Consider the following 19,789-nt stretch of genomic DNA (forward strand, 5'->3'; position numbering starts at 1 on the left):
GAAACGCGTTGATCGCGCTTGCGCTCCCGGCCCAAGATTCAGGAGAGTTCACTCCTCCTGGAATTAACGAAATGCATTTGCCGGCAATCCTGCCGTGGGGTGCCGCAGAAGGATTCTCCAAGCAGATGCTGCTGGTCCTCCTCTCTGTCGTCTTTATCGCCGTCTTCTTCGTGCTGGCCGCACGCAAGCAGCAGCTGGTACCCGGCAAGCTCCAGTTCGCCGGCGAAGCCGCCTACGGCTTCGTCCGCAACGGCATCGCCAAGGACATCATCGGCGGCAGGGACTTCATCAAGTACGTCCCGCTGCTGTTCAGCCTGTTCTTCTTCATCCTGGTCAACAACATCTACGGCGCCATCCCGGTCTTCCAGCTCCCCACGTTCTCGCACGTGGGTGGAGCGTATGTGCTGGCCGGCCTGGTCTACGTAACCTGGATCGCCATCGGCATCAAGAAGAACGGCCTGCGCTACTTCAAGCTGGCCACCGTACCCTCCGGTGTTCCGTGGTACATCCTGCCGATCGTCATCCCGATCGAAATCATCTCCAACTTCGTTGTCCGGCCCGTCACGCACAGCCTCCGTCTGTTCGCGACCATGCTCGCCGGCCACCTCATTGTGATGATCGCCGGATCCGGCATCGAGTACCTGATCATGCAGGAGAACTTCCTGCTGAAGGGAACCTCGCTCCTGGTCCTGGCCGGCGCGATCGCCATGTACATGCTTGAAGCCCTGATCATGGTCCTGCAGGCCTACGTCTTCACGCTGCTGACCGCGATCTACATCGAAGGCGCACTCCACGCCGACAGCCACTAAGGCACGCCGGCGGGGCGGCACGTCCCCGACGGTCCATACAGAATTCCCCTCGCGGGGATGAAGCAACCCAAACAACCTGCCACACAAGTGGCATCTTGAAAGGAAAAAAAATGGAAGGCTCCATCAACGGCTCCCTCAACCTCATCGGCTATGGCCTCTCGGCTATCGGCGGTGGTATCGGTGTGGGTCTCGTGTTCGCTGCCTACATCAACGGCGTTGCACGCCAGCCGGAAGCCCAGCGCGTCCTGCAGCCCATCGCCTTCCTTGGCCTGGCGCTGACCGAAGCACTCGCCATCCTTGGCCTGGTCTTCGCGTTCGTTCTCAAGTAAACCCCGAGAACTTCAGCGAACATTCAGAACCGAGTAGATAAAGGACGGGTGAAATATGCATCAGCTGATCATCTCAGCCGCCGCTGAGGGCGACGTCAACCCCCTTATTCCCAATGGCTGGGAAATGCTGGTTGTCTTCGTTGGCTTCGCCATCCTCTTTTTCATCGTGGTCAAGTACGTTGTCCCGATGTTCGAGAAGACCTTCGCCGAGCGTGCCGAGGCCATTGAAGGCGGCATCGCCAAGGCTGAAAAGGCCCAGGCTGAGGCGTCTGCTGCACTCGAAGAGTACAAGCAGCAGCTGACCGACGCCCGCACCGAAGCAAACCGCATCCGTGAGGAAGCCCGCGCCGAAGGTGCCCAGATCCTCGCGGATCTGAAAGAAAAGGCAGCAGCAGAGTCTGCCCGCATCACTGCGCAGGCCCACGCACAGATCGAATCCGAGCGCCAGGCGGCCGTTGTGTCCCTGCGTTCTGAGGTCGGCACCCTGGCCACCACCCTGGCAGGCCGCATCGTGGGCGAGTCCCTCGATGACGACGCCCGCGCATCACGGGTTGTGGACCGCTTCCTGGCAGATCTGGAGTCCCAGAACGCAGGTGCAGCTAAATAATGGCAGGCGTATCGAGCGAATCGCTGGCAACAGCCCTAACCGCCCTGGAAGCCAAGCTTCCGACGGCGTCGCTGCAGCTGGCAAAGGAACTCTTCGGAATTCTGGGAATGGTGGACAGCTCGGCTGGTTTGCGCCGTGCCCTGACTGACCCCTCCCGCAGCGGCGACGAAAAGTCGGCACTGGTCAGGCAGCTGGTTGGCGGAAAAGTCTCCGCTGATGCGGCTGAGATCGCGGGCGGACTGGCCAGCTCACGCTGGGCATCGGCGCGCGACATCGGCGATGCACTCGAGACTCTTGCCGCAACGGTGGTCATTTCCGTTGCTGAAAACAAGTCGGCCGTTTCTGCCTCCGGAATCACTGGCCTGGAAGAACTGGAAAACGACCTGTTTTCCTTCAACCAGGCTGTTGCCTCCAGCCACGAGGTACAACGTGCTCTGTCCGAACCGCAGGCCAGCGCGGCGGCCAAGGCTACCCTCGCCGAGAGGCTGGCGCCTGGCGCCAGCGAAGAAGCCAGGGTCCTCATCACGCAGGCCGTTACCCAGCCCCGCGGCATCAAGCCCACCCGGCTGGTGGCACGGTTTGCCGAGCTGGCGGCCAAGCGGCAGCAGCGCTGGATTGCAACAGTCAGCGTGACCCGGCCTTTGTCGCAGACGCAGCTGGCACGCCTCCAGGCGGGCATGAACGCACTGTACGGCCGGGAGCTGAAGGTCAACCTCAGCGTTGACCCGTCGCTCATTGGCGGAATCCGCGTCCAGGTGGGCGACGAGGTACTTGATGCCTCCGTGCTTACCCGGCTGGGACAACTGCAACGCCAGCTGGCCGGCTAGCCGGACAAGCACAACCAAACTGATAGAAACCCCGGTCACCGTTTGCGGTGATCACAAACAGGAGAGCAGGGACTGCAGATGGCCGAATTGACCATCAACGCCGACGACGTCCGTAATGCGCTGAACGAGTTCGCGGCGTCCTACGAACCCGGGAACGCAGAGCGCGTAGAGGTCGGCCGCGTAACCACCGCAAGTGACGGCATCGCCCGTGTTGAGGGCCTTCCCTCGGTCATGGCGAACGAGCTGCTGCGTTTTGAGGACGGCACCCTGGGCCTGGCCCAGAACCTTGACGTCCGCGAGATCGGCGTCATCATCCTCGGTGACTTCACCGGCATCGAAGAAGGCCAGGAAGTACACCGGACCGGGCAGGTTCTGTCCGTTCCCGTGGGCGACGCCTTCCTCGGCCGCGTTGTCGACCCGCTGGGCGTGCCCATAGACGACCTCGGCGAGATCAAGGCCGAGACCACCCGCGCCCTGGAGCTCCAGGCTCCCGGCGTGACCCAGCGCAAGTCGGTGCACGAACCGATGCAGACCGGCCTGAAGGCCATCGACGCGATGATCCCGATCGGCCGCGGCCAGCGCCAGCTCATCATCGGCGACCGCCAGACCGGCAAGTCCGCAATCGCGATCGACACCATCATCAACCAGAAGGCCAACTGGGCTTCCGGCGATGTCACCAAGCAGGTCCGCTGCATCTACGTTGCCATCGGCCAGAAGGCGTCCACCATCGCGGCGGTCCGCCAGACCCTGGAAGACAACGGCGCGCTGGAGTACACCACCATCGTGGCTTCTCCCGCCTCCGACCCCGCCGGCTTCAAGTACCTGGCACCGTACGCCGGCTCGGCCATCGGCCAGCACTGGATGTACGGCGGCAAGCACGTCCTCATCGTGTTCGATGACCTGTCAAAGCAGGCCGAGGCCTACCGTGCAGTGTCACTGCTGCTCCGCCGCCCGCCGGGACGCGAAGCCTACCCGGGAGACGTCTTCTACCTGCACTCCCGCCTGCTGGAGCGTTGTGCCAAGCTCTCCGACGAGCTCGGTGCCGGCTCCATGACGGGCCTGCCGCTGATCGAGACCAAGGCGAACGACGTGTCCGCCTACATCCCGACCAACGTTATCTCCATCACCGACGGCCAGATCTTCCTGCAGTCGGACCTCTTCAACGCCAACCAGCGTCCCGCTGTCGACGTTGGTGTGTCCGTGTCCCGCGTCGGTGGCGCGGCCCAGGTCAAGTCCATGAAGAAGGTCTCCGGTACCTTGAAGCTGGAACTGGCCCAGTACCGCGACATGCAGGCCTTCGCCATGTTCGCCTCGGACTTGGATGCGGCTTCCCGCCAGCAGCTGACCCGTGGTGCGCGCCTGATGGAACTGCTGAAGCAGGGCCAGTACTCGCCGTTCCCGGTTGAGGACCAGGTCGTTTCCATCTGGGCCGGCACCAACGGCTACCTGGACGACGTTCCGGTTGAGGACGTCAACCGGTTCGAGTCCGAGTTCCTGGAGCACCTGCGCCACAAGTCCTCGATCCTGACCACGCTGGCACAGACCAACGTCATGGATGACGACACCCTTGCAGCTCTGAAGTCTTCGATCGTGGACTTCAAGAAGGGCTTCTTCGGCGAGGGTGACAACCACCTGGTAGGCGCCGGCCACGAGGAGCACGACGCTATCTCCGAGGGCGAAGTCGACCAGGAAAAGATCGTCAAGCAGAAGCGCTAGTTCCGCACCGCCGGTTGTGCCGGGCCGCAAAGGTCCGGCACACCCGGCGCCGGAATGTTAGGAAAGGATAAGTATGGGAGCCCAGATCCGGGTCTACCGCCAGAAGATCAGCTCGACCACGTCGATGCGCAAGATCTTCAAGGCGATGGAACTGATCGCTACCTCGCGCATCGGGAAGGCCCGTGCGCGCGTAGCAGCTTCACTGCCTTACGCGAACGCGATCACGCGCGCCGTTTCTGCTGTCGCCAGCCAAAGCGAAATCGACCACCCGCTGATCACTGAGCCGGAGCAGATCCGCCGTGCCGCAGTCCTGGTAATCACCTCGGACCGCGGCCTGGCAGGTTCCTACTCGGCCAGCGTCCTCAAGCAGGCGGAAGGTCTCAACGAGCTGCTCCGCGCCGAAGGCAAGGAAGTCAAGACCTACGTCGTGGGCCGCAAGGCCCAGGCCTACTTCGATTTCCGGAACCGCGAGTACGCGCGGGTCTGGACCGGAGGAACCGACGCACCCGAGTTCGCTACTGCCCGTGAAATCGGCGCAGCGTTGCTGGCAGAATTCGCGACCGACTATGAAGACGGCGGCGTGGACGAAATCCATGTTGTCTACACGCGCTTCAAGTCCATGGTCACCCAGGAGCCGACGGTTATCCGCCTGCTCCCGCTTGAAGTAGTGGAAGAGCAGGCTCAATCCGAATCGGATCTCCTGCCGCTGTACGAGTTCGAACCGGAGGCCGAGCGTGTCCTTGACGCCCTGCTGCCCCGGTACATCGAGTCCCGTATCTTCGCAGCCATGTTGCAGGCAGCAGCTTCCGAGCTCGCAGCCCGCCAGCGGGCGATGAAGTCCGCAGGCGACAACGCAACGGACCTGATCAAGAAGTACACGCGTCTGCGCAACACGGCCCGCCAGGCCGAAATTACGCAGGAGCTCTCCGAGATTGTTGCCGGTGCCGACGCCCTCGCGTCCTAGCCTGCACCGCCCCGGTTCCGCGTAACCAGCACCACCACAGATAAACTTAACCCCACGCCATCTACTGAATGAAGTGAGAGAGATGACTGCCACTGCTACCGAACACGTAGCCGCAACGTCCGGTGCAACCGGCCGTATTGCGCGCGTAATCGGCCCGGTTGTCGACGTCGAATTCCCGGCTGACGCAATCCCGTCGATCTATAACGCCCTTACCACCGAGATCACTCTCAACGGTGAGACCAAGACCATCACGTTCGAGACCTCCCAGCACCTGGGCGACAACCTCGTGCGCGCCATCTCCCTGCAGGCAACCGACGGCCTGGTCCGCGGCACCTCCGTAGTGGACTCCGGCGCCCCCATCTCCGTGCCCGTCGGCGACGGCGTCAAGGGCCACATCTTCAACGTGCTGGGCCAGCCCCTGGACGTTGCGGAGTCGGAACTGAACATCAGCGAACGCTGGCCCATCCACCGCAAGGCCCCCAGCTTCGCCTCGCTTGAAGGCTCCACCGAGATGCTCGAAACGGGCATCAAGGTCATCGACCTCCTCACCCCGTACATCAAGGGTGGAAAGATCGGCCTCTTCGGCGGCGCCGGCGTGGGCAAGACCGTCCTGATCCAGGAAATGATCACCCGTGTTGCCCGCAACTTCGGTGGCACCTCGGTGTTCGCCGGTGTTGGCGAGCGTACGCGTGAAGGAAACGACCTCTGGGTCGAAATGGAAGAGGCCGGCGTCCTCAAGGACACCGCCCTTGTGTTCGGCCAGATGGATGAGCCGCCGGGAACGCGTCTGCGCGTGGCCCTGTCCGCGCTGACGATGGCGGAGTACTTCCGCGATGTCCAGAACCAGGACGTGCTGCTCTTCATCGACAACATCTTCCGGTTCACCCAGGCCGGTTCCGAGGTGTCGACCCTGCTGGGCCGCATGCCGTCGGCCGTGGGCTACCAGCCCAACCTTGCCGACGAGATGGGCCTCCTGCAGGAGCGCATCACGTCCACCAAGGGCCACTCGATCACCTCGATGCAGGCCATCTACGTTCCCGCGGATGACTACACCGACCCGGCTCCGGCAACGACCTTCGCGCACCTGGATGCGACCACGGAACTTTCCCGTGAAATCGCCTCCCGTGGCCTGTACCCGGCCGTTGACCCGCTGACGTCCACCTCCCGGATCCTGGACCCCCAGTACATCGGCAAGGACCACTACAACACGGCTGTCCGCGTGAAGCAGATCCTGCAGAAGAACAAGGAACTCCAGGACATCATCGCCATCCTCGGTGTCGATGAGCTTTCCGAAGAGGACAAGATCGTCGTGTCGCGTGCACGCCGCATCCAGCAGTTCCTCTCGCAGAACACCTACACCGCCAAGCAGTTCACCGGTGTTGAGGGTTCCACGGTTTCCATCAAGGACACCGTTGAAGGCTTCTCGGCGATCTGCGACGGCGAACTTGACCACATCGCGGAGCAGGCGTTCTTCAACGTCGGTGGCCTCGATGACGTAGAGCGCCAGTGGGCCAAGATCCAGGAACAGACCAAGTAATATGGCTGAGCTTGAGGTTGAGATTGTCGCAGCGGACCACTTTGTGTGGTCCGGAGCGGCCAAGATGGTCAAGGCCCGCACCAGCGATGGTGAAATCGGAATCCTGCCCGGCCACTCGCCCCTGCTGGCGATCCTGGCCGAAGGTGAACTGGCCATCCAGCCAGTGTCAGGGGACCGTATTGCGGTAGATGTTGACGGTGGGTTCTTCTCCGTGGACAACAACCGCGTGGTCATCGTTGCTGACAACGCCCAGCTGGGCGGCTCGGCTACCGCTGGGATCCGCTAGCACGACCTTGATGGACGCGCCGGGTATTTCGTTCATCGCACTGGCAATCGTTTTCGGATTGCTGATTTTTGCACTGTGCCTTTCGGGGGTGCGCCGTTTCAACTTGCGGCGTGCCCTCGGCACGGTGGACGCCTCCATTTGCGTCGCTGGAAACAGCTGGCAAATGGGGGTTTGTCGTTATCAGGACAACGACCTTGAATGGTTCCGCTTGATCTCCCTGAGTGTACGGCCGAAGTACACCTTCAAACGCAGTTCGCTGGAACTGCTGGGCAGGCGCAAGCCCACAGAAGCCGAAGCCGTCAAGGTCCAGCCGGACGTGGTGATCGTGGAACTCCGCTATGAGGGGCAGGACCTGCACCTGGCCATGAAGTTTGATGCCTACACAGGCCTTTCCTCGTGGCTGGAAGCCGGCCCGGTAATCGGCGTAGGGACCTGGCGCTAGCCGCGTGGATTGGTTTTCAGACATCAGACTTACGGACGGCCCGCTGTATTGGACTGTCCTTGTATTGGGACTGGGCGGAGCCGCCTACCTCCTGGTACCCCCAAGGCGTGCCTGGGAAACCACAGGCCTGGGCATCCGGGCCTGGTCAATCCGTGTCTTCAGTGCCACGGCCGCGGCTTTCGTGCTGGTCGCAACCGTCCACTGGATCATGATTAACGTCCTGGCGGTTTTTCCCGAGGACATCCCCAACACCGTTCTGCTTTGGTTCGTCCCGGGAGTTGCCGCCCTCATCCTGGCAATCCTGCGCCTGCAGCGGACCACCTGGACCCACTATGGAAAGGGCTTTGTTGCCGCGTTGCTGGTAATGCTGCTCTCTGCCATCCAAATCAATGCATACTTTGGCATGAACCGTACCGTGAGCGACTTACTGGGCACTGCGCTGGCCCGGGTACCCGTCCTGGAACAGGAGCTCATGCGGCACCCCGGTGCATCCGATGGCGTTCCGCTAAAGGGTTGGAAGCCCTCCGGGGGCCTGCCTGCCGGGGGTGTGCTGCGGAAGACCCCCATCCCGGGAACGGCGTCCGGGATGAACAACCGCGATGCCTACATCTACTTGCCGCCGGCCTATTTCGCTGCCAACCGCCCGGCGCTTCCGGTGCTCGTCCTGGTGGCCGGCCAGCCCGGTGGCCCTGCGGACTGGCTCGCCGGCGGTGCGATCCGTGGCCACATGGATTCCTTCGCCGCGGCACACGGGGGAGTGGCACCGGTGGTGGTCATCCCCGATCCCAACGGATCACAGTCAGCGAACACCATGTGCATGGACAGTAAGATCGCCAAGGCCGACACCTACCTGTCCCAGGATGTGCCACGGTGGATCGGTGCCACCCTGGCAGTCGATACCAACCACAGCCATTGGGCCGTGGGTGGATTCTCGTTCGGCGGCACGTGCGCCATCCAGATGGGCACCCGGCACCCGGATGTCTACGCTGACGTGCTGGGATTCTCCAGCGAAGCCGAGCCCGCCATCGCCAAGGAGCGGCAGAAGACCATTGACGCAGCCTTCCCCGGAAACCCTGATGAATTCATCAAGCAGACTCCACTGGAGATCATGAAACACCAACGCTTTGAGGGCAGCGGCATGTACCTGACCGCGGGCCAGAACGATCCGGACTTCGTGGGGAACCTCAATACGCTTGCCGCGGCCGCCAAGGACGCGGGCTTCACCGTGCAGGCGCACGTGGTTGAACACACCGGACACTCCTGGGACACCTCCTCGAAGCGCTTCGGTGATGCCCTGGCGTTCCTCGGCAGCCAATGGGGGCTGAAATGGTGAGTACCAGGAAACCCGAGCGCACGGTGGCGTTGATGTGGGCCACCGTGGGCCGTCCGGCAGTTCACCAGACGTTGGGCACCTTGAGATCCATGCCGTTCACCTTGGGCGCTGTTGCCGTGTTCCTTGTGACCGCGGCCGTGACGGGCAGCTTCCTGGACGGGCCCCCGGAGCAACTCCTGGGACTTGCCTCGGTCAGCGGGCCCGGTCTCCGTGCCGGGCAGTGGTGGTCGCTTTTCACCAGCATGTTCTTTGCCACCAACCCGCTGGCTTACCTCACCGCGTCCCTGATGATGATCCTGCTGCTGGGGCTGGCCGAGCGGAAGCTGGGACGGCGCGCCGCCGTCGGACTCTTCCTCGGCGGCCAGTTCGCGGCAGTGACCGTCTTCCTCCTGGTCACCCAGGTGGCCGTGTACGTTGGCGATGGCTGGCTGGACCAGATGTCGAATGACATCCTCATCGGCCCTTATGCCCCGATCCTGACGGCGGGCCTGGCGGCCAGCGCCCGGATTACCCTGCTGTGGCAGCGGCGGCTCCGTACCGCTGTGCTGTCCGTGTCGATCCTGCTGGTCCTCTACGTTGGCCACGCGGAAACCGTGATTGGCCTCATCGGTGCCCTCCTTGGCCTGCTGGCGGGCTGGTGGATCCAGGGCGACCAGGGGCGTCTCCACCGCCACCGTTCCACCGGCCGCGAGACCAGGAACCTGCTGGCCCTTACCGTGGCCGTCTTTGCAGTGGGGCCGATCTTGACCGGGATCACACGCGCCCCCACCGGCCCGCTGGCACTGTTGCGCGACGTCGTCCTCAGCCCGATGCCAACGCTCAGCCAGCTGGTCTTCAATTGCGGGGCAACAGTGGACACTTCCTGCCTGGAAACCGGAAGGGCCGGGTTCGCCGGACCGTTCGGACTGGCGCTGGCAGTGGTTCCGGTTATCCTGCTGCTGATCTGCGCGGACGGAATGCGCCGCGGCCGCCGGCTGGCCCTCAACATCGCACTGGCCATCCAGCTGGCCGTGACGGCGCTGGCCACTGTCTACCTGACCCTGTTCGCCTTGGTCCCGTCACGCCTGCAGGGCACCCACTCGACGCCCCTGTCGTCAGCCTTCGCCCACGTGCTTCCCCTGGTGATCGTCCCGCTCCTGCTTGCGGTCATCCTGTGGCTCAACCGACGCCAGTTCCGCGTCCAGACCCGGCCCGGTGCACGACGGACCCTCGCGACGGTGGTCTGCGGCACCTGGCTTGCCCTGGCCGGCTCCTACACGGTGACGTGGTTCCTGTCCGGCGGCCTTGCCCGCGACGGCGGCGTGCTGGGCCTCTTCGCCGAATTGGCCCGGCAGTATGTGCCGGTCCCCATTCCGCAGCATTTCAGCCGTGTCTTCGCAGAGCGGGACAGCGCAGAGACGCTGCTGTTTGCCTATTCCGGGCCGGTCTTCTGGATTGTTGCCCTCGTAGCTGTGTGGTGGGTCCTCATCGGGCGGCACCACGGCCTCATCTTCGGCCGGCAGGACCGGGACCGTGCCCGCGAGCTGCTTCACCAGGGCGGCGGCCCCCTGTCCTGGATGGCGCTGTGGGAACCGAACACGTATTGGTTCAGTCCGGACGGCGCCGGGGCCATGGCCTTCCAGCAGCACGGGACCGTGGCCTTGACCCTGGGCGGCGCCCTCGGCGACCGCCGGGCGGAGCAACAGGTGACCGAAGGGTTCCTGGACTACTGCCGCACCCAGGCGCTGATTCCCGCACTCTATTCCTGTGACGACACCCTGTGGCCCACATTGCGGGAACGGGGCTTCTCCCGGGTGGCGGTGGCGCAGGAGACGAGGCTGCGGCTGAATGAACTCGAGTTCAAGGGCAAGGAATGGCAGAACGTTCGGACCGCCCTGAACCGGGCCTCCAAGCTCGGCGTCCACGCCGTGTGGGGCTCCTACCATTCGCTGCCTGCAGCCCTGCGCACCCGGCTTAACGAGGTCTCGGAGGAATGGGCGGCCGGGAAGTCCGTACCGGAAATGGGCTTCACGCTGGGCGGGGTGGACGAACTCGACGACGAGGAGGTCCTGTGCTGCCTGGCGGTGGACGGCAACGGCACCGTCCACGGCGTGACCAGTTGGCTTCCCGTGTACGACGACGGGCGGCTGGTCAGCAGGACGCTGGACGTCATGCGCCGCGGCAGCGAGGGATTCCCGGGCGTGATGGAATTCCTGATTGCTTCCGCGGTCCTGGAACTGAAGGATTCCGTTGACGTCATTTCCCTGTCCGGCTCGCCGCTGGCCAGCCGGCCGGAGGACCAGGACGGTGCGGGGGAGGAAGCCGAAGGAGACGCCGGCGCCACGGACGAGGGGGCACAAAACCTGGTGCGCATCCTGGACCTGGTGGGCCACGCGCTGGAGCCGGTCTACGGTTTCCGCTCTCTGGCAGCGTTCAAGTCCCGCTTCAAGCCCGAGTACCGCGCACTGTACCTTTACTACCAGGATCCGCTCCAACTGCCGGCCATTGGGAGGGCCCTGACCCGGGCCTACCTCCCCGGCCTCTCGCTTGCCCAGGGTGCACGCCTGGTCCGCAAACTGGTCACCTGACGGCGTGCGGCAGTGGGGCGGCCTTCCGCTGGGAGGACGCGGATTCCCGCGGTGCCGGGCGCACCGTGTGCAGAGACAAATGATCCCCGGCGCAGTCGCGCCGGGGATCATTTGTGTAACTGACGGCCGGACGGCCGCGCAGGGTGACTAGACGAGCGTTACGCCGGTAGCCTGGGGACCCTTGGCGCCCTGGCCGATCTCGAACTGAACACGCTGGTTCTCGTCGAGGGTCTTGAAGCCGCCGGTCTGGATCTCGGAGTAGTGAACGAAGACATCGCCATCGGCGTCGTCCGGGGTGATGAAGCCGAAGCCCTTTTCAGCGTTGAACCACTTCACAGTTCCCTGTGCCATTTATTTCTCCTCATTGTGGAACTTTTTAAGACCGGCACACTTCGTGCCGACCTTGGTCACTCCGCGAGAAGAATCCTGGATTGCCTTGCCCAAAAGGTCCGGCCCTGCAGGAGCTTCGCGCTCGCAACATGTCTTGCGAGCATGAAAAACACCTACACAAAGACTGAGACCAGAATTTCATGCCCGTTCCCGCAGGTCAACGGCTCGAACAGCAAAATGCATAAAATTTAGGTAAAAACCAGGTGACAATGGGGCCCGGAGATTTCACGCCATTTATTAGGTGCCCACAGCAACGGGCCACACGGTCAGAAAAGCCGGGATTCGCTGTCGTCCACGCCGCGCATGGCGTCGTAGTCCAGCGTCACGCAGGCAATGCCGCGGTCGTTGGCGAGCACCTTGGCCTGCGGCTTGATCTGCTGGGCCGCAAAGATCCCGCGGACCGGCGCCAGCAGGGGATCGCGATTGAGCAGTTCCAGGTACCTCGTCAGCTGCTCGACGCCGTCGATGTCACCGCGCCGCTTCAGTTCCACAGCGACGGTGGCGCCATCCGCGTCACGGGCCAGGATGTCCACCGGACCGATCGCGGTGAAGTACTCGCGCCGGATCAGGGAATATCCCTCGCCCAGCGTTTCTATCTGCTCAGCCAGGAGCCGCTGCAGGTCGGCCTCGACGCCGTCCTTGATCAGCCCGGGATCAACCCCGAGGTCGTGGGAAGACTCGGTGATCTTCTCGTGGATGTTGATGATGAGTCGGTCATCGGTCTTGGCCGACTGCACGGTCCATTGCTCCACCACGCCCAGTTCGAGTTCTACCTCGTCGGGGGATGAAACCCGCAGTGTGGCCGGCGGGCTCATCCAGTTCAGCGGCTTGTAGGAACCGCCGTCCGAATGCACCAGCACCGAGCCGTCGGCCTTGACCAGCAGCAGCCTGGTGGCGAGGGGGAGGTGGGCTTTGAGCCGGCCAACGTAATCAACGGAGCAATGGGCTATGACGAGTCGCACGCCGTACAGACTACCGCGTGGAGCCGCAGGGGCCACGCCGACGACGGCCGGCCGGCAGGGTACGGAGGCGCCAGCCGGCAGGTGGCTGGGGCAGAATGGTTGCATGCCGCGTTCGAACCGTCCCCGCCGTCCCGTTTCCGGAAAAGGCGCGTCCGGCAGGGGAGCGGGACGCAAGGGCCAGGAGGTCCCGGAACTTGACCTGGAGCGCGCCCGGGCCGGCATCGCGCGCCGGGAGAGTGCCCCTGACGGCGAATGGATGGTCCGCACCATGACCGCCAAAAACGCGGAGAAGACCTACATTTGCCCGGAGTGCTCCACGGCCGTCCTGCCCGGGGTTGCACACCTGGTGGTCTGGAAGGACGACCACCTCTTCGGGGCGGCTGCCGGCCTCGCCGAGCGGCGGCACTGGCACACCAACTGCTGGACGTCCCGCAGCTACCGGTACCGCTGACCACGCGGGCGGTGGCGCCACCGTGTCCGCCGTCCGGGATCCCAGTACCCGGTGGTCGCTAAGCTGGAAACCATGACTTTTGATCCGGCGTCGTTCCACTTCACCCAGGCCCAGGGCCCCGTTCTCATCCGTGCTTCCACCGTCCTGCCTGCCCGGCGGGAGAACATCGAGCTGCAGACCGAGGACGGCCACACCCTGGTGGGCGAACTCGCACTTCCCGAAACCGGGCAGGTCCTGGCCACGCTGATCACCCTGCATCCGCTGCCCACGCACGGCGGATTCATGGACTCGCACGTCTACCGCAAGGCCTCCTACCGGCTCCCGGCACTGGCCGGCATCGCCGTCCTCCGGTTTAACACCCGCGGCACCGCCTCGCCCCGCGGCACCAGCAGCGGCGGCTTCGAGGAAGGCATTGGGGAACGGTATGACGTCGAGGCGGCCGTGCGTTTCGCCGTCGACCGCGGGCTGCCCAACCGCTGGCTGGTGGGCTGGTCCTTTGGAACGGAACTGGCCCTGATGTACGGGGCTGTTGAGCCGGTGGCCGGCCAGATCGAGGGGGCGGTGCTGCTGTCGCCGCCCCTGCACCGCGCCACGGACAAGCACCTGCAGCAATGGGCGGACTCCGGCAAGCCCCTCACTGTCCTGGTGCCGGAGCACGATGACTTCCTCCAGCCGGCAGAGGCCGCGGAGCGTTTCAGCCTGGTGCCCCAGGCGGATGTTGTGGGCGTGCCCGGCGCCAAGCACCTCTGGGTGGGGGAGAAGTACGCAGCACGGGTCTTGAACGACATCGTCGCCCGGGTCAGTCCCGGTGGATCCGGAACGCCGCTGCCGCAGGAATGGGACGGCCCGACGGCGGCCGCCGCCTCCTGAGGGAACCTCCCGCAGGGTCCCGTCCCCGGGACCCTGCGGGTTCCGTTAGTGCTGGTCCTGGCGCGCGATGTAGATTTCGCGGAGCAGGAGCAGCACGGCGGCCGCGGTGGGGATGGCAATCAGTGCGCCCAGGACGCCCAGCAGGCTGCCGCCGGCGATCACGGAGATCACGGCCACGGCGCCCGGGACCGCCACTGCCTTCTGCATAATGCGCGGTGAGATGAAGTAGGCCTCAAACTGCAGGTAGGCGAAGTAGCAGATGGCGTAGACAGCGGCCGTCTGCCAGCCCTGCGTGAGGGAGACCAGCGTAACCACGATGCCCGCGATCATGCCGCCCACCAGGGGAATGAAGGCGAGCAGCACCACCACGAACGCCAGCAGCAGGGCGAACGGTACGCCCACAATGGACATCACGATGAAGGCGAACGTGGCGTTGAGTAAAGCGACGCACGCCTGGCCGATGACATAGTTGCCCACCGAACGGGTGATTTCCTCGGAGAGGGCAGCCACCCGCTTCCGGCGGGAACGCGGCGCCAGGCGGTAGCCCCACTTCTTCATGGCCGGAAGCGCAGCCAGGAAATACAGGCTCAGCACCAGCACGATCAGGGTGCCGAAAAGGCTGTTGGCCAGCGTTGAACCGAACCCGACCACGCCGCCGAAGATGCCGCCCATGGCCGCGGGGTCGTTGACGAACTTGTTCAGTTCTTCGGTGATGCGGTCCCTGACCCCGAACTGGTCATCGACGCTGCGGAAGAAGTCCGAATCCATGAAGTTGCGAACCCAGTCCGGTGCCTGGCGCACGATTTCGGATACCTGTTCAACGATCGTGGGGATCAGGGTGGCGAAGAAGCCGACGACGGCGCCCATCAGCACGGCCACCGAAACGAGGATGCCGGCGGGCCGGGGGATCTTCCGGTTTTCCAGCCAGCCCACCACCGGTTCCAGGCCCAAGGCGATGAACAGTGCGGCAACAATCCACAGCAACAGTTGCGTGGTGTGGGACCCGATCCAGTAGACGAGCAGCGCCAGGCCCACGCCCACCGTTCCCATGAATCCCATGTAGAGCGGATGCTGGGGGGACATGCGCGGCCCGGGATGCCCGAACTGCGGCTCGTCCTCGCCGTCGAACTCCGTTGCGGGAGCCGGGCCGCCGAATTCCGGCGGCATTTCGAACCGGAGCCGGGGCTGGGCGCCAGGCAACGGCTGGCTGAGCCGGCGGACCACCTGGCCAAGGGCTGCCGCGGCGCCACCCCGGCGTCGTGCTGCCGCCATGGCCTGCGGAGCCGGGGCGGGGACAGCCCTGCCCGGATCCCCGGAATTGCCGGCTGCCGGGGAGGACGGGTCCGTCTTGTCAGTCACTGGTTTTTGGGGCCTGTTCCGTGTGTGGCACCGCCTTCGCGGGCCGGTGTGATGATCATCGCAAACACTATCAGCAGGCTTGTCAGCAACTGCCGAAGGCGCCGTCGCCGGACGCTTGGGCTGCCCGCCGGGAGCCCGGATTCGGGGCCCGTGGTAACAAAAAGGTTACTATTGAAGGTAAACCCCCGCTGATGATAGGTGTTTCCCTTGCGTTTAAAGACTGCAGCCGCACTTGTGCTGCTCGGCCTCCTGACACTTTTGGCCGGCATCGGCCAGAGAACCATCTGGGCTCCCTCCGAGACGTTCACCGCGTCCGTGCCGGCCGACGCCGCCGCGGCCCCCTTGACTGTCATTGACCAGAAGCTGCGCACGCTGCACGGCGGAACCGTCAAGATCTCGGTCCAGGGCGACGGCAACTTCATGCTGGCAACGGGCCGGCCCGACGACGTTGACGCCTGGGTTGGCAAGACCGCCCACAACACCATCAACGGGGTTTCCGAGGACGGAAAGTCCCTCCAGGTAGAGCATTCCGACGGCGACGCCACGGCCCCCAACCCGGCGGGCTCGGACCTGTGGGTGTCCACCGAAAATGCCGGCGGCCAGCTGGACTACACCTGGACTCCGCCGGCTGACGGCGACTGGAGACTTCTCCTTGCCGCCGACGGCACCAAGCCGGCCCCTGCATCGGTGTCCATGACGTTCCCGAACGATACGTCCACGCCGTGGGCTGTTCCGCTGATGGTCATCGGCGGATTGCTGGTGGTGGGCGGAATCGTCCTGGCCTTGGTGTCCGCGCGAACCAAGGACGGCGAAGGCGGCGAGGGCGGCGGCAGCGGCTACGCCCGGCGTGCCCGTGCCCGCTCCCAGGCGCAGTCCGCCAACAAGGCCACCATGGTGGCCGCAGGTGTGGCAGCGGTTGTCCTGGCCGGTTCCGCTACCGCTGCCCAGGCAGCAAGCCCCAGCCCGCAGCCGTCGGGCAATGCGTCGTCATCGGCGGCCAAGGACGCAACCGGTTCTCCGGTCCTCCTTGAAGCCCAGTTCCGGCGGATCCTGGAGCAGGTCTCCAGCGCCACCGATGCCGGCGACGCCGCCAAGGACGCGGCGAAGCTTGCCGACCGCGTGGCCGGGCCCGAGCTGGAAATCCGGACCCAGAACTACAAAATCCGTTCCCAGGTCGGTTCGTACGAGCCGCGCATGCCTGTCCGCTCCACCAAGCTGCTGACCACCGTGATCACCAGCAGCCGTGACTGGCCCAGGCAGGTGCTTGCCGTGACCCAGGGCGACGGCAACGTGGTCCCGCAAATCCTGACACTGGTCCAGCAGTCCCCCCGGGAGAACTACAAGCTGATGGAGACCACCCCCCTCCAGCCGGGCACCACCTTCCCGACCATCGGCCGCGGCGGTACGCAGACCCTGGCGGCCTCGGACAAATCCGGGCTGCTCTACAGCGGCGAGGAAGCCATGTCCGGCCTGGCCGACAGGCTCACCTCCGCGGACTCGCCGTTCAAGGACAAGCTGGTGGAGGGTTCATCCTCGCCGTACATCGCCGACACCCTGTCCTACCAGGCAGAGGTGGTGAAGGCAGGCGAGAACGGCAACTTCTCCTTCACCCACAAGGTGGCACCGGAAAACACCGTGGTGTTCCGTACTTCTGACGGCGGAGCACTGGTCCTGGGCCGGATCAACTTCGGCTTCGAGGGTACCCCCAAAGCCGCCGGTGACAAGCTCAGCATCGGTGACGACGCCGCGGCCCTGGCCGGCGGCAAGGAAACCAGCACGGGCATGGTCCTGAGCTTTGCCGAATCCATGGCAGTGTACGTGCCGCCGGCAGGCTCGACGGACCCGATGAAGCTCGTTGCCGCCACCCGCGGCCTGGTGGGGGCCAGCTTCAAGTAGGCCCCTGACTGCATTGCCCCCGGCAGCGGCCGGAGTGGCTAGAGTGGGAAACATGAGTTCGCCAGCTTCCCGCCCAGTCCCTCCTGCCGCTGCCAACCTGCTTAACCTGCGCGGCGCCGTCGACCTTTCCTCGCTGAAGCGGCCCGCAGCTCCCGCCGGCCCAGCGGCACCGTCCGCCCCCGCGGCCTCGCCGGGCCCGGCACCTGCCCAGGGTGCGCCGGAAGGTGGACCTGAGCTCACGGTCAACGTCACCGAAGCGAACTTCCAGCAGCTGGTGGAACTCTCCGCCCAGGTTCCCGTGGTGTTCGCCCTGTGGGCCTCCTACTCCCCGGAGTCCGGCAGGATGCTGGAAACCCTCGAGCGCGTGGTGGCCTCCTTCGGCGGCCGCCTGGTACTCGGCGCCGCGGACATCGAAGCCTTCCCGCAGCTTGCCCAGGCCTTCCAGGTGCAGGCCGTCCCCACCGCCGTCGCCGTCCTGAAGGGCCAGCCGGTACCCCTCTTCCAGGGTGCAGCAGACGAACAGCAGGTGCGCAGCCTGTTCGATGAGCTCCTCAAAGTGGCGGCCGCCAACGGAGTGACCGGCAGCCTGGACGGCGGGCCCGCCGGCGAGCAGGAACCTGCTCCGCTCCCGCCGCTGCACCAAGCGGCATTCGATGCGATTGAAGCCGGGGACTATGCTGCCGCCGCGGAGGCCTACCGCCAGGCGTTGCGGGAAATGCCTTCGGACCACGAGGCCAAGGCCGGGTTGGCGCAGGTGGAACTGATGGACCGGCTTCAGCCGTTGTCCGCCGAGGACAGCGAGGCCCTCCGCGCCCGGGCCGCCAACGAGCCGGACAACCTTGACGCACAGCTTGCGGTTGCGGACCTGGACGTGGCGGGCGGCCATGTGGAGGATGCCCTGAACCGGCTGGTGGCGTTCATCGGCAGGAACTTCGGCCCCGAGCGGGAAACGGTGCGGGTCCGGCTGCTGGAACTCTTCGACGTCGTCGGCGCCGCAGACGAGCGTGTGGCCAAGGCACGCCAGGCGCTGGCACGGGTCCTGTTCTAGTGCCTGCCCTGTTCCAGCCGCTGACCCTGAGGTCGTTGGAGCTGCAGCACCGGGGCTGGGTTTCGCCGATGTGCCAGTACAGCTGCGAGCCCGACGCCGCCCCGGGCGTTCCCAACGACTGGCACCTGGTGCACCTGGGCGCGTTTGCCACGGGCGGCGCGGCGCTGATCCTTACGGAGGCGGCAGCCGTCAACGCCGAGGGCCGGATCAGCCCCCGTGATGCGGGCCTGTATAACGACGAACAGGCCGGAGCGTGGCAGCGGATCACCTCCTTCGTCCACCGGAACGGGGCCGCCGATGCCAAGATCGGCGTCCAGTTGGCCCACGCCGGCCGGAAGGCGTCCACGTATTGGCCGTTCTCCGGCAAGCAGGGCAGCGTTCCGGTCGCCGAGGGTGGCTGGGCGACCGTGGGCCCGTCCGAAACCTCCTTTGACGGGTATGCGGCCCCTGCGGCCATGACCGTGGAACATATCCGAGGCGTCATTGCCGACTTCGCAGCAGCGGCGGTCCGCGCCGTGAACGCCGGCTTTGACACCGTGGAGATCCACGCCGCGCACGGCTACCTCCTGCACCAGTTCCAAAGCCCGCTGATCAACGAACGCGACGACGAGTGGGGCGGTGACGAAGCCGGGCGAAACAGGCTGACCATTGCGGTGATCGACGCCGTCCGGGCCGTCATTCCGGATTCCATGCCCTTGCTGCTCCGGATCTCGGCCACCGACTGGGCGCCCGGCGGAGTGGACCTGGCGGGTTCGGTCCGCCTGGCACGCGAGGCTGCCGCCCACGGCGTGGACCTGGTGGATGTCTCCAGCGGCGGCGCCGTGGCGCACCAGCAGATCAAACCCGGCCTGGGCTACCAGACAGGGTTCTCCGCCGCCATCAGGCAGGAGGCGGACGTGGCCACCGGGGCGGTGGGGCTCCTGACCGCCCCGGGCCAGGCGGAGCACGCCATTGCCACCGGCCAGGCAGACGGTGTCTTCATCGCCCGGGCGGCCCTCCGGGACCCGCACTGGTGGCTGCGCGCGGCCTTCGAACTTGGCTACGACATCAGCTGGCCGCCCCAGTACGAGCGCGCAGTGCCGCGGCGCACCTTCTGATGGCAGCCTGAGCCATGGACAACGGGCCGCGGGACCACGGGCCGTCCTCCGTTGACGGCGAACTCGAAGCCAGCATCCTGGAGCTGCTGGCATCACGGGCCGCGACGTCAAGCATCTGCCCGTCGGACGCTGCCCGCGCTGTGGGCGGCGCGGACTGGCGGGGACTCATGGAGGCTGCCCGGCAAGCCGCGCGCCGGCTGGTGGATGCGGGCGAGGTGGAAATCACCCAAGGCGGTGCCGTCGTGGATCCGGCGGGAGCCAAGGGCCCTATCCGCATCCGCAGGCCCCGGTAGGCGGAA

General features: G+C 65.3%; 20 protein-coding genes. 17 read left to right on the forward strand and 3 right to left on the reverse strand.

The annotated features are described in order from the left end of the window. Positions 1-8: 8 nt before the first annotated feature. The 11 genes from atpB (at position 9) to QRN53_RS02430 (ending at position 11,417) form a co-directional block, all read left to right on the forward strand. Positions 9-809 carry a F0F1 ATP synthase subunit A gene (gene atpB / locus QRN53_RS02380; protein WP_285242425.1) on the forward strand — a complete coding sequence of 267 codons (801 nt, stop codon included), beginning with the start codon at positions 9-11 and terminating at the stop codon, positions 807-809. A gap of 110 nt (positions 810-919) precedes the next feature. Continuing rightward, a complete protein-coding gene (gene atpE, locus QRN53_RS02385) occupies positions 920-1,138 on the forward strand; it encodes an ATP synthase F0 subunit C (protein WP_003804776.1) in 219 nt (72 codons plus the stop codon). A 55-nt stretch (positions 1,139-1,193) separates the two neighbouring features. Next, positions 1,194-1,745 (forward strand): F0F1 ATP synthase subunit B, encoded by a 552-nt coding sequence (locus tag QRN53_RS02390; protein WP_285242426.1) that lies wholly within the window; start codon positions 1,194-1,196, stop codon positions 1,743-1,745. Then, positions 1,745-2,572 (forward strand): F0F1 ATP synthase subunit delta, encoded by an 828-nt coding sequence (locus tag QRN53_RS02395; protein ID WP_285242427.1) that lies wholly within the window; start codon positions 1,745-1,747, stop codon positions 2,570-2,572. Before QRN53_RS02390 ends, QRN53_RS02395 begins: the two co-directional genes overlap by 1 nt. Before the next feature lie 78 nt (positions 2,573-2,650). Then, the gene (gene atpA, locus QRN53_RS02400; RefSeq protein ID WP_285242428.1) at positions 2,651-4,288 is read left to right on the forward strand and encodes a F0F1 ATP synthase subunit alpha; all 1,638 of its coding nucleotides are present in this window, start codon (positions 2,651-2,653) and stop codon (positions 4,286-4,288) included. A gap of 73 nt (positions 4,289-4,361) precedes the next feature. Further along, a complete protein-coding gene (locus QRN53_RS02405; protein WP_285242429.1) occupies positions 4,362-5,252 on the forward strand; it encodes a F0F1 ATP synthase subunit gamma in 891 nt (296 codons plus the stop codon). A gap of 82 nt (positions 5,253-5,334) precedes the next feature. Beyond that, on the forward strand, positions 5,335-6,789 hold the full coding sequence (gene atpD / locus QRN53_RS02410) for a F0F1 ATP synthase subunit beta (RefSeq protein WP_139029622.1): 1,455 nt from the start codon (positions 5,335-5,337) through the stop codon (positions 6,787-6,789). Position 6,790: 1 nt separating this feature from the next. After that, positions 6,791-7,075 carry a F0F1 ATP synthase subunit epsilon gene (locus tag QRN53_RS02415; RefSeq protein ID WP_018760117.1) on the forward strand — a complete coding sequence of 95 codons (285 nt, stop codon included), beginning with the start codon at positions 6,791-6,793 and terminating at the stop codon, positions 7,073-7,075. Between the two features lie 10 nt (positions 7,076-7,085). Then, positions 7,086-7,517 carry a DUF2550 domain-containing protein gene (locus QRN53_RS02420; protein ID WP_109045054.1) on the forward strand — a complete coding sequence of 144 codons (432 nt, stop codon included), beginning with the start codon at positions 7,086-7,088 and terminating at the stop codon, positions 7,515-7,517. 4 nt (positions 7,518-7,521) lie between these two features. Beyond that, the gene (locus QRN53_RS02425; protein ID WP_285242430.1) at positions 7,522-8,850 is read left to right on the forward strand and encodes an alpha/beta hydrolase; all 1,329 of its coding nucleotides are present in this window, start codon (positions 7,522-7,524) and stop codon (positions 8,848-8,850) included. Beyond that, positions 8,844-11,417 carry a phosphatidylglycerol lysyltransferase domain-containing protein gene (locus QRN53_RS02430; RefSeq protein WP_285242431.1) on the forward strand — a complete coding sequence of 858 codons (2,574 nt, stop codon included), beginning with the start codon at positions 8,844-8,846 and terminating at the stop codon, positions 11,415-11,417. The genes QRN53_RS02425 and QRN53_RS02430 overlap by 7 nt, the downstream gene beginning before the upstream one ends. A 147-nt stretch (positions 11,418-11,564) precedes the next feature. Here QRN53_RS02430 and QRN53_RS02435 read toward each other — a convergent pair whose 3' ends face one another. Both QRN53_RS02435 and nucS read right to left on the reverse strand, forming a co-directional pair. Next, positions 11,565-11,768 (reverse strand): cold-shock protein, encoded by a 204-nt coding sequence (locus QRN53_RS02435; protein ID WP_050687909.1) that lies wholly within the window; start codon positions 11,766-11,768, stop codon positions 11,565-11,567. Positions 11,769-12,073: 305 nt separating this feature from the next. Continuing rightward, complete coding sequence (gene nucS / locus QRN53_RS02440) at positions 12,074-12,769, reverse strand: endonuclease NucS (protein ID WP_285242432.1); 696 nt, start codon at positions 12,767-12,769, stop codon at positions 12,074-12,076. Between the two features lie 103 nt (positions 12,770-12,872). On the opposite strand from nucS, the gene QRN53_RS02445 reads away from it, so the two are divergent. Continuing rightward, positions 12,873-13,220, forward strand: coding sequence for an Rv1322 family protein (locus QRN53_RS02445; protein WP_285242433.1), 348 nt, complete (start codon positions 12,873-12,875; stop codon positions 13,218-13,220). A 72-nt stretch (positions 13,221-13,292) separates the two neighbouring features. Then, on the forward strand, positions 13,293-14,090 hold the full coding sequence (locus tag QRN53_RS02450; protein ID WP_285242434.1) for an alpha/beta hydrolase: 798 nt from the start codon (positions 13,293-13,295) through the stop codon (positions 14,088-14,090). A gap of 45 nt (positions 14,091-14,135) precedes the next feature. Here the strand turns inward: QRN53_RS02450 and QRN53_RS02455 are convergent, their stop codons facing one another. Beyond that, positions 14,136-15,449: an AI-2E family transporter gene (locus tag QRN53_RS02455; RefSeq protein WP_285242435.1), complete on the reverse strand. Its 1,314-nt coding sequence runs from the start codon at positions 15,447-15,449 to the stop codon at positions 14,136-14,138. A gap of 234 nt (positions 15,450-15,683) precedes the next feature. Here QRN53_RS02455 and QRN53_RS02460 point away from each other — a divergent pair, with 234 nt between their 5' ends. The 4 genes from QRN53_RS02460 to QRN53_RS02475 are packed head-to-tail and all read left to right on the forward strand — an operon-like array spanning position 15,684 to position 19,783. Next, complete coding sequence (locus QRN53_RS02460; protein ID WP_285242450.1) at positions 15,684-17,345, forward strand: DUF8094 domain-containing protein; 1,662 nt, start codon at positions 15,684-15,686, stop codon at positions 17,343-17,345. Positions 17,346-17,397: 52 nt separating this feature from the next. Further along, positions 17,398-18,393: a tetratricopeptide repeat protein gene (locus QRN53_RS02465; RefSeq protein WP_285242436.1), complete on the forward strand. Its 996-nt coding sequence runs from the start codon at positions 17,398-17,400 to the stop codon at positions 18,391-18,393. Further along, positions 18,393-19,490, forward strand: a complete 1,098-nt coding sequence (locus QRN53_RS02470) for an NADH:flavin oxidoreductase/NADH oxidase (RefSeq protein WP_285242437.1) — start codon at positions 18,393-18,395, stop codon at positions 19,488-19,490. The genes QRN53_RS02465 and QRN53_RS02470 overlap by 1 nt, the downstream gene beginning before the upstream one ends. A gap of 14 nt (positions 19,491-19,504) precedes the next feature. Continuing rightward, complete coding sequence (locus tag QRN53_RS02475; RefSeq protein WP_285242438.1) at positions 19,505-19,783, forward strand: DUF3253 domain-containing protein; 279 nt, start codon at positions 19,505-19,507, stop codon at positions 19,781-19,783. Positions 19,784-19,789 lie beyond the last annotated feature (6 nt).

Source organism: Pseudarthrobacter sp. fls2-241-R2A-127, from assembly GCF_030209355.1.
Taxonomy (GTDB): domain Bacteria; phylum Actinomycetota; class Actinomycetes; order Actinomycetales; family Micrococcaceae; genus Arthrobacter.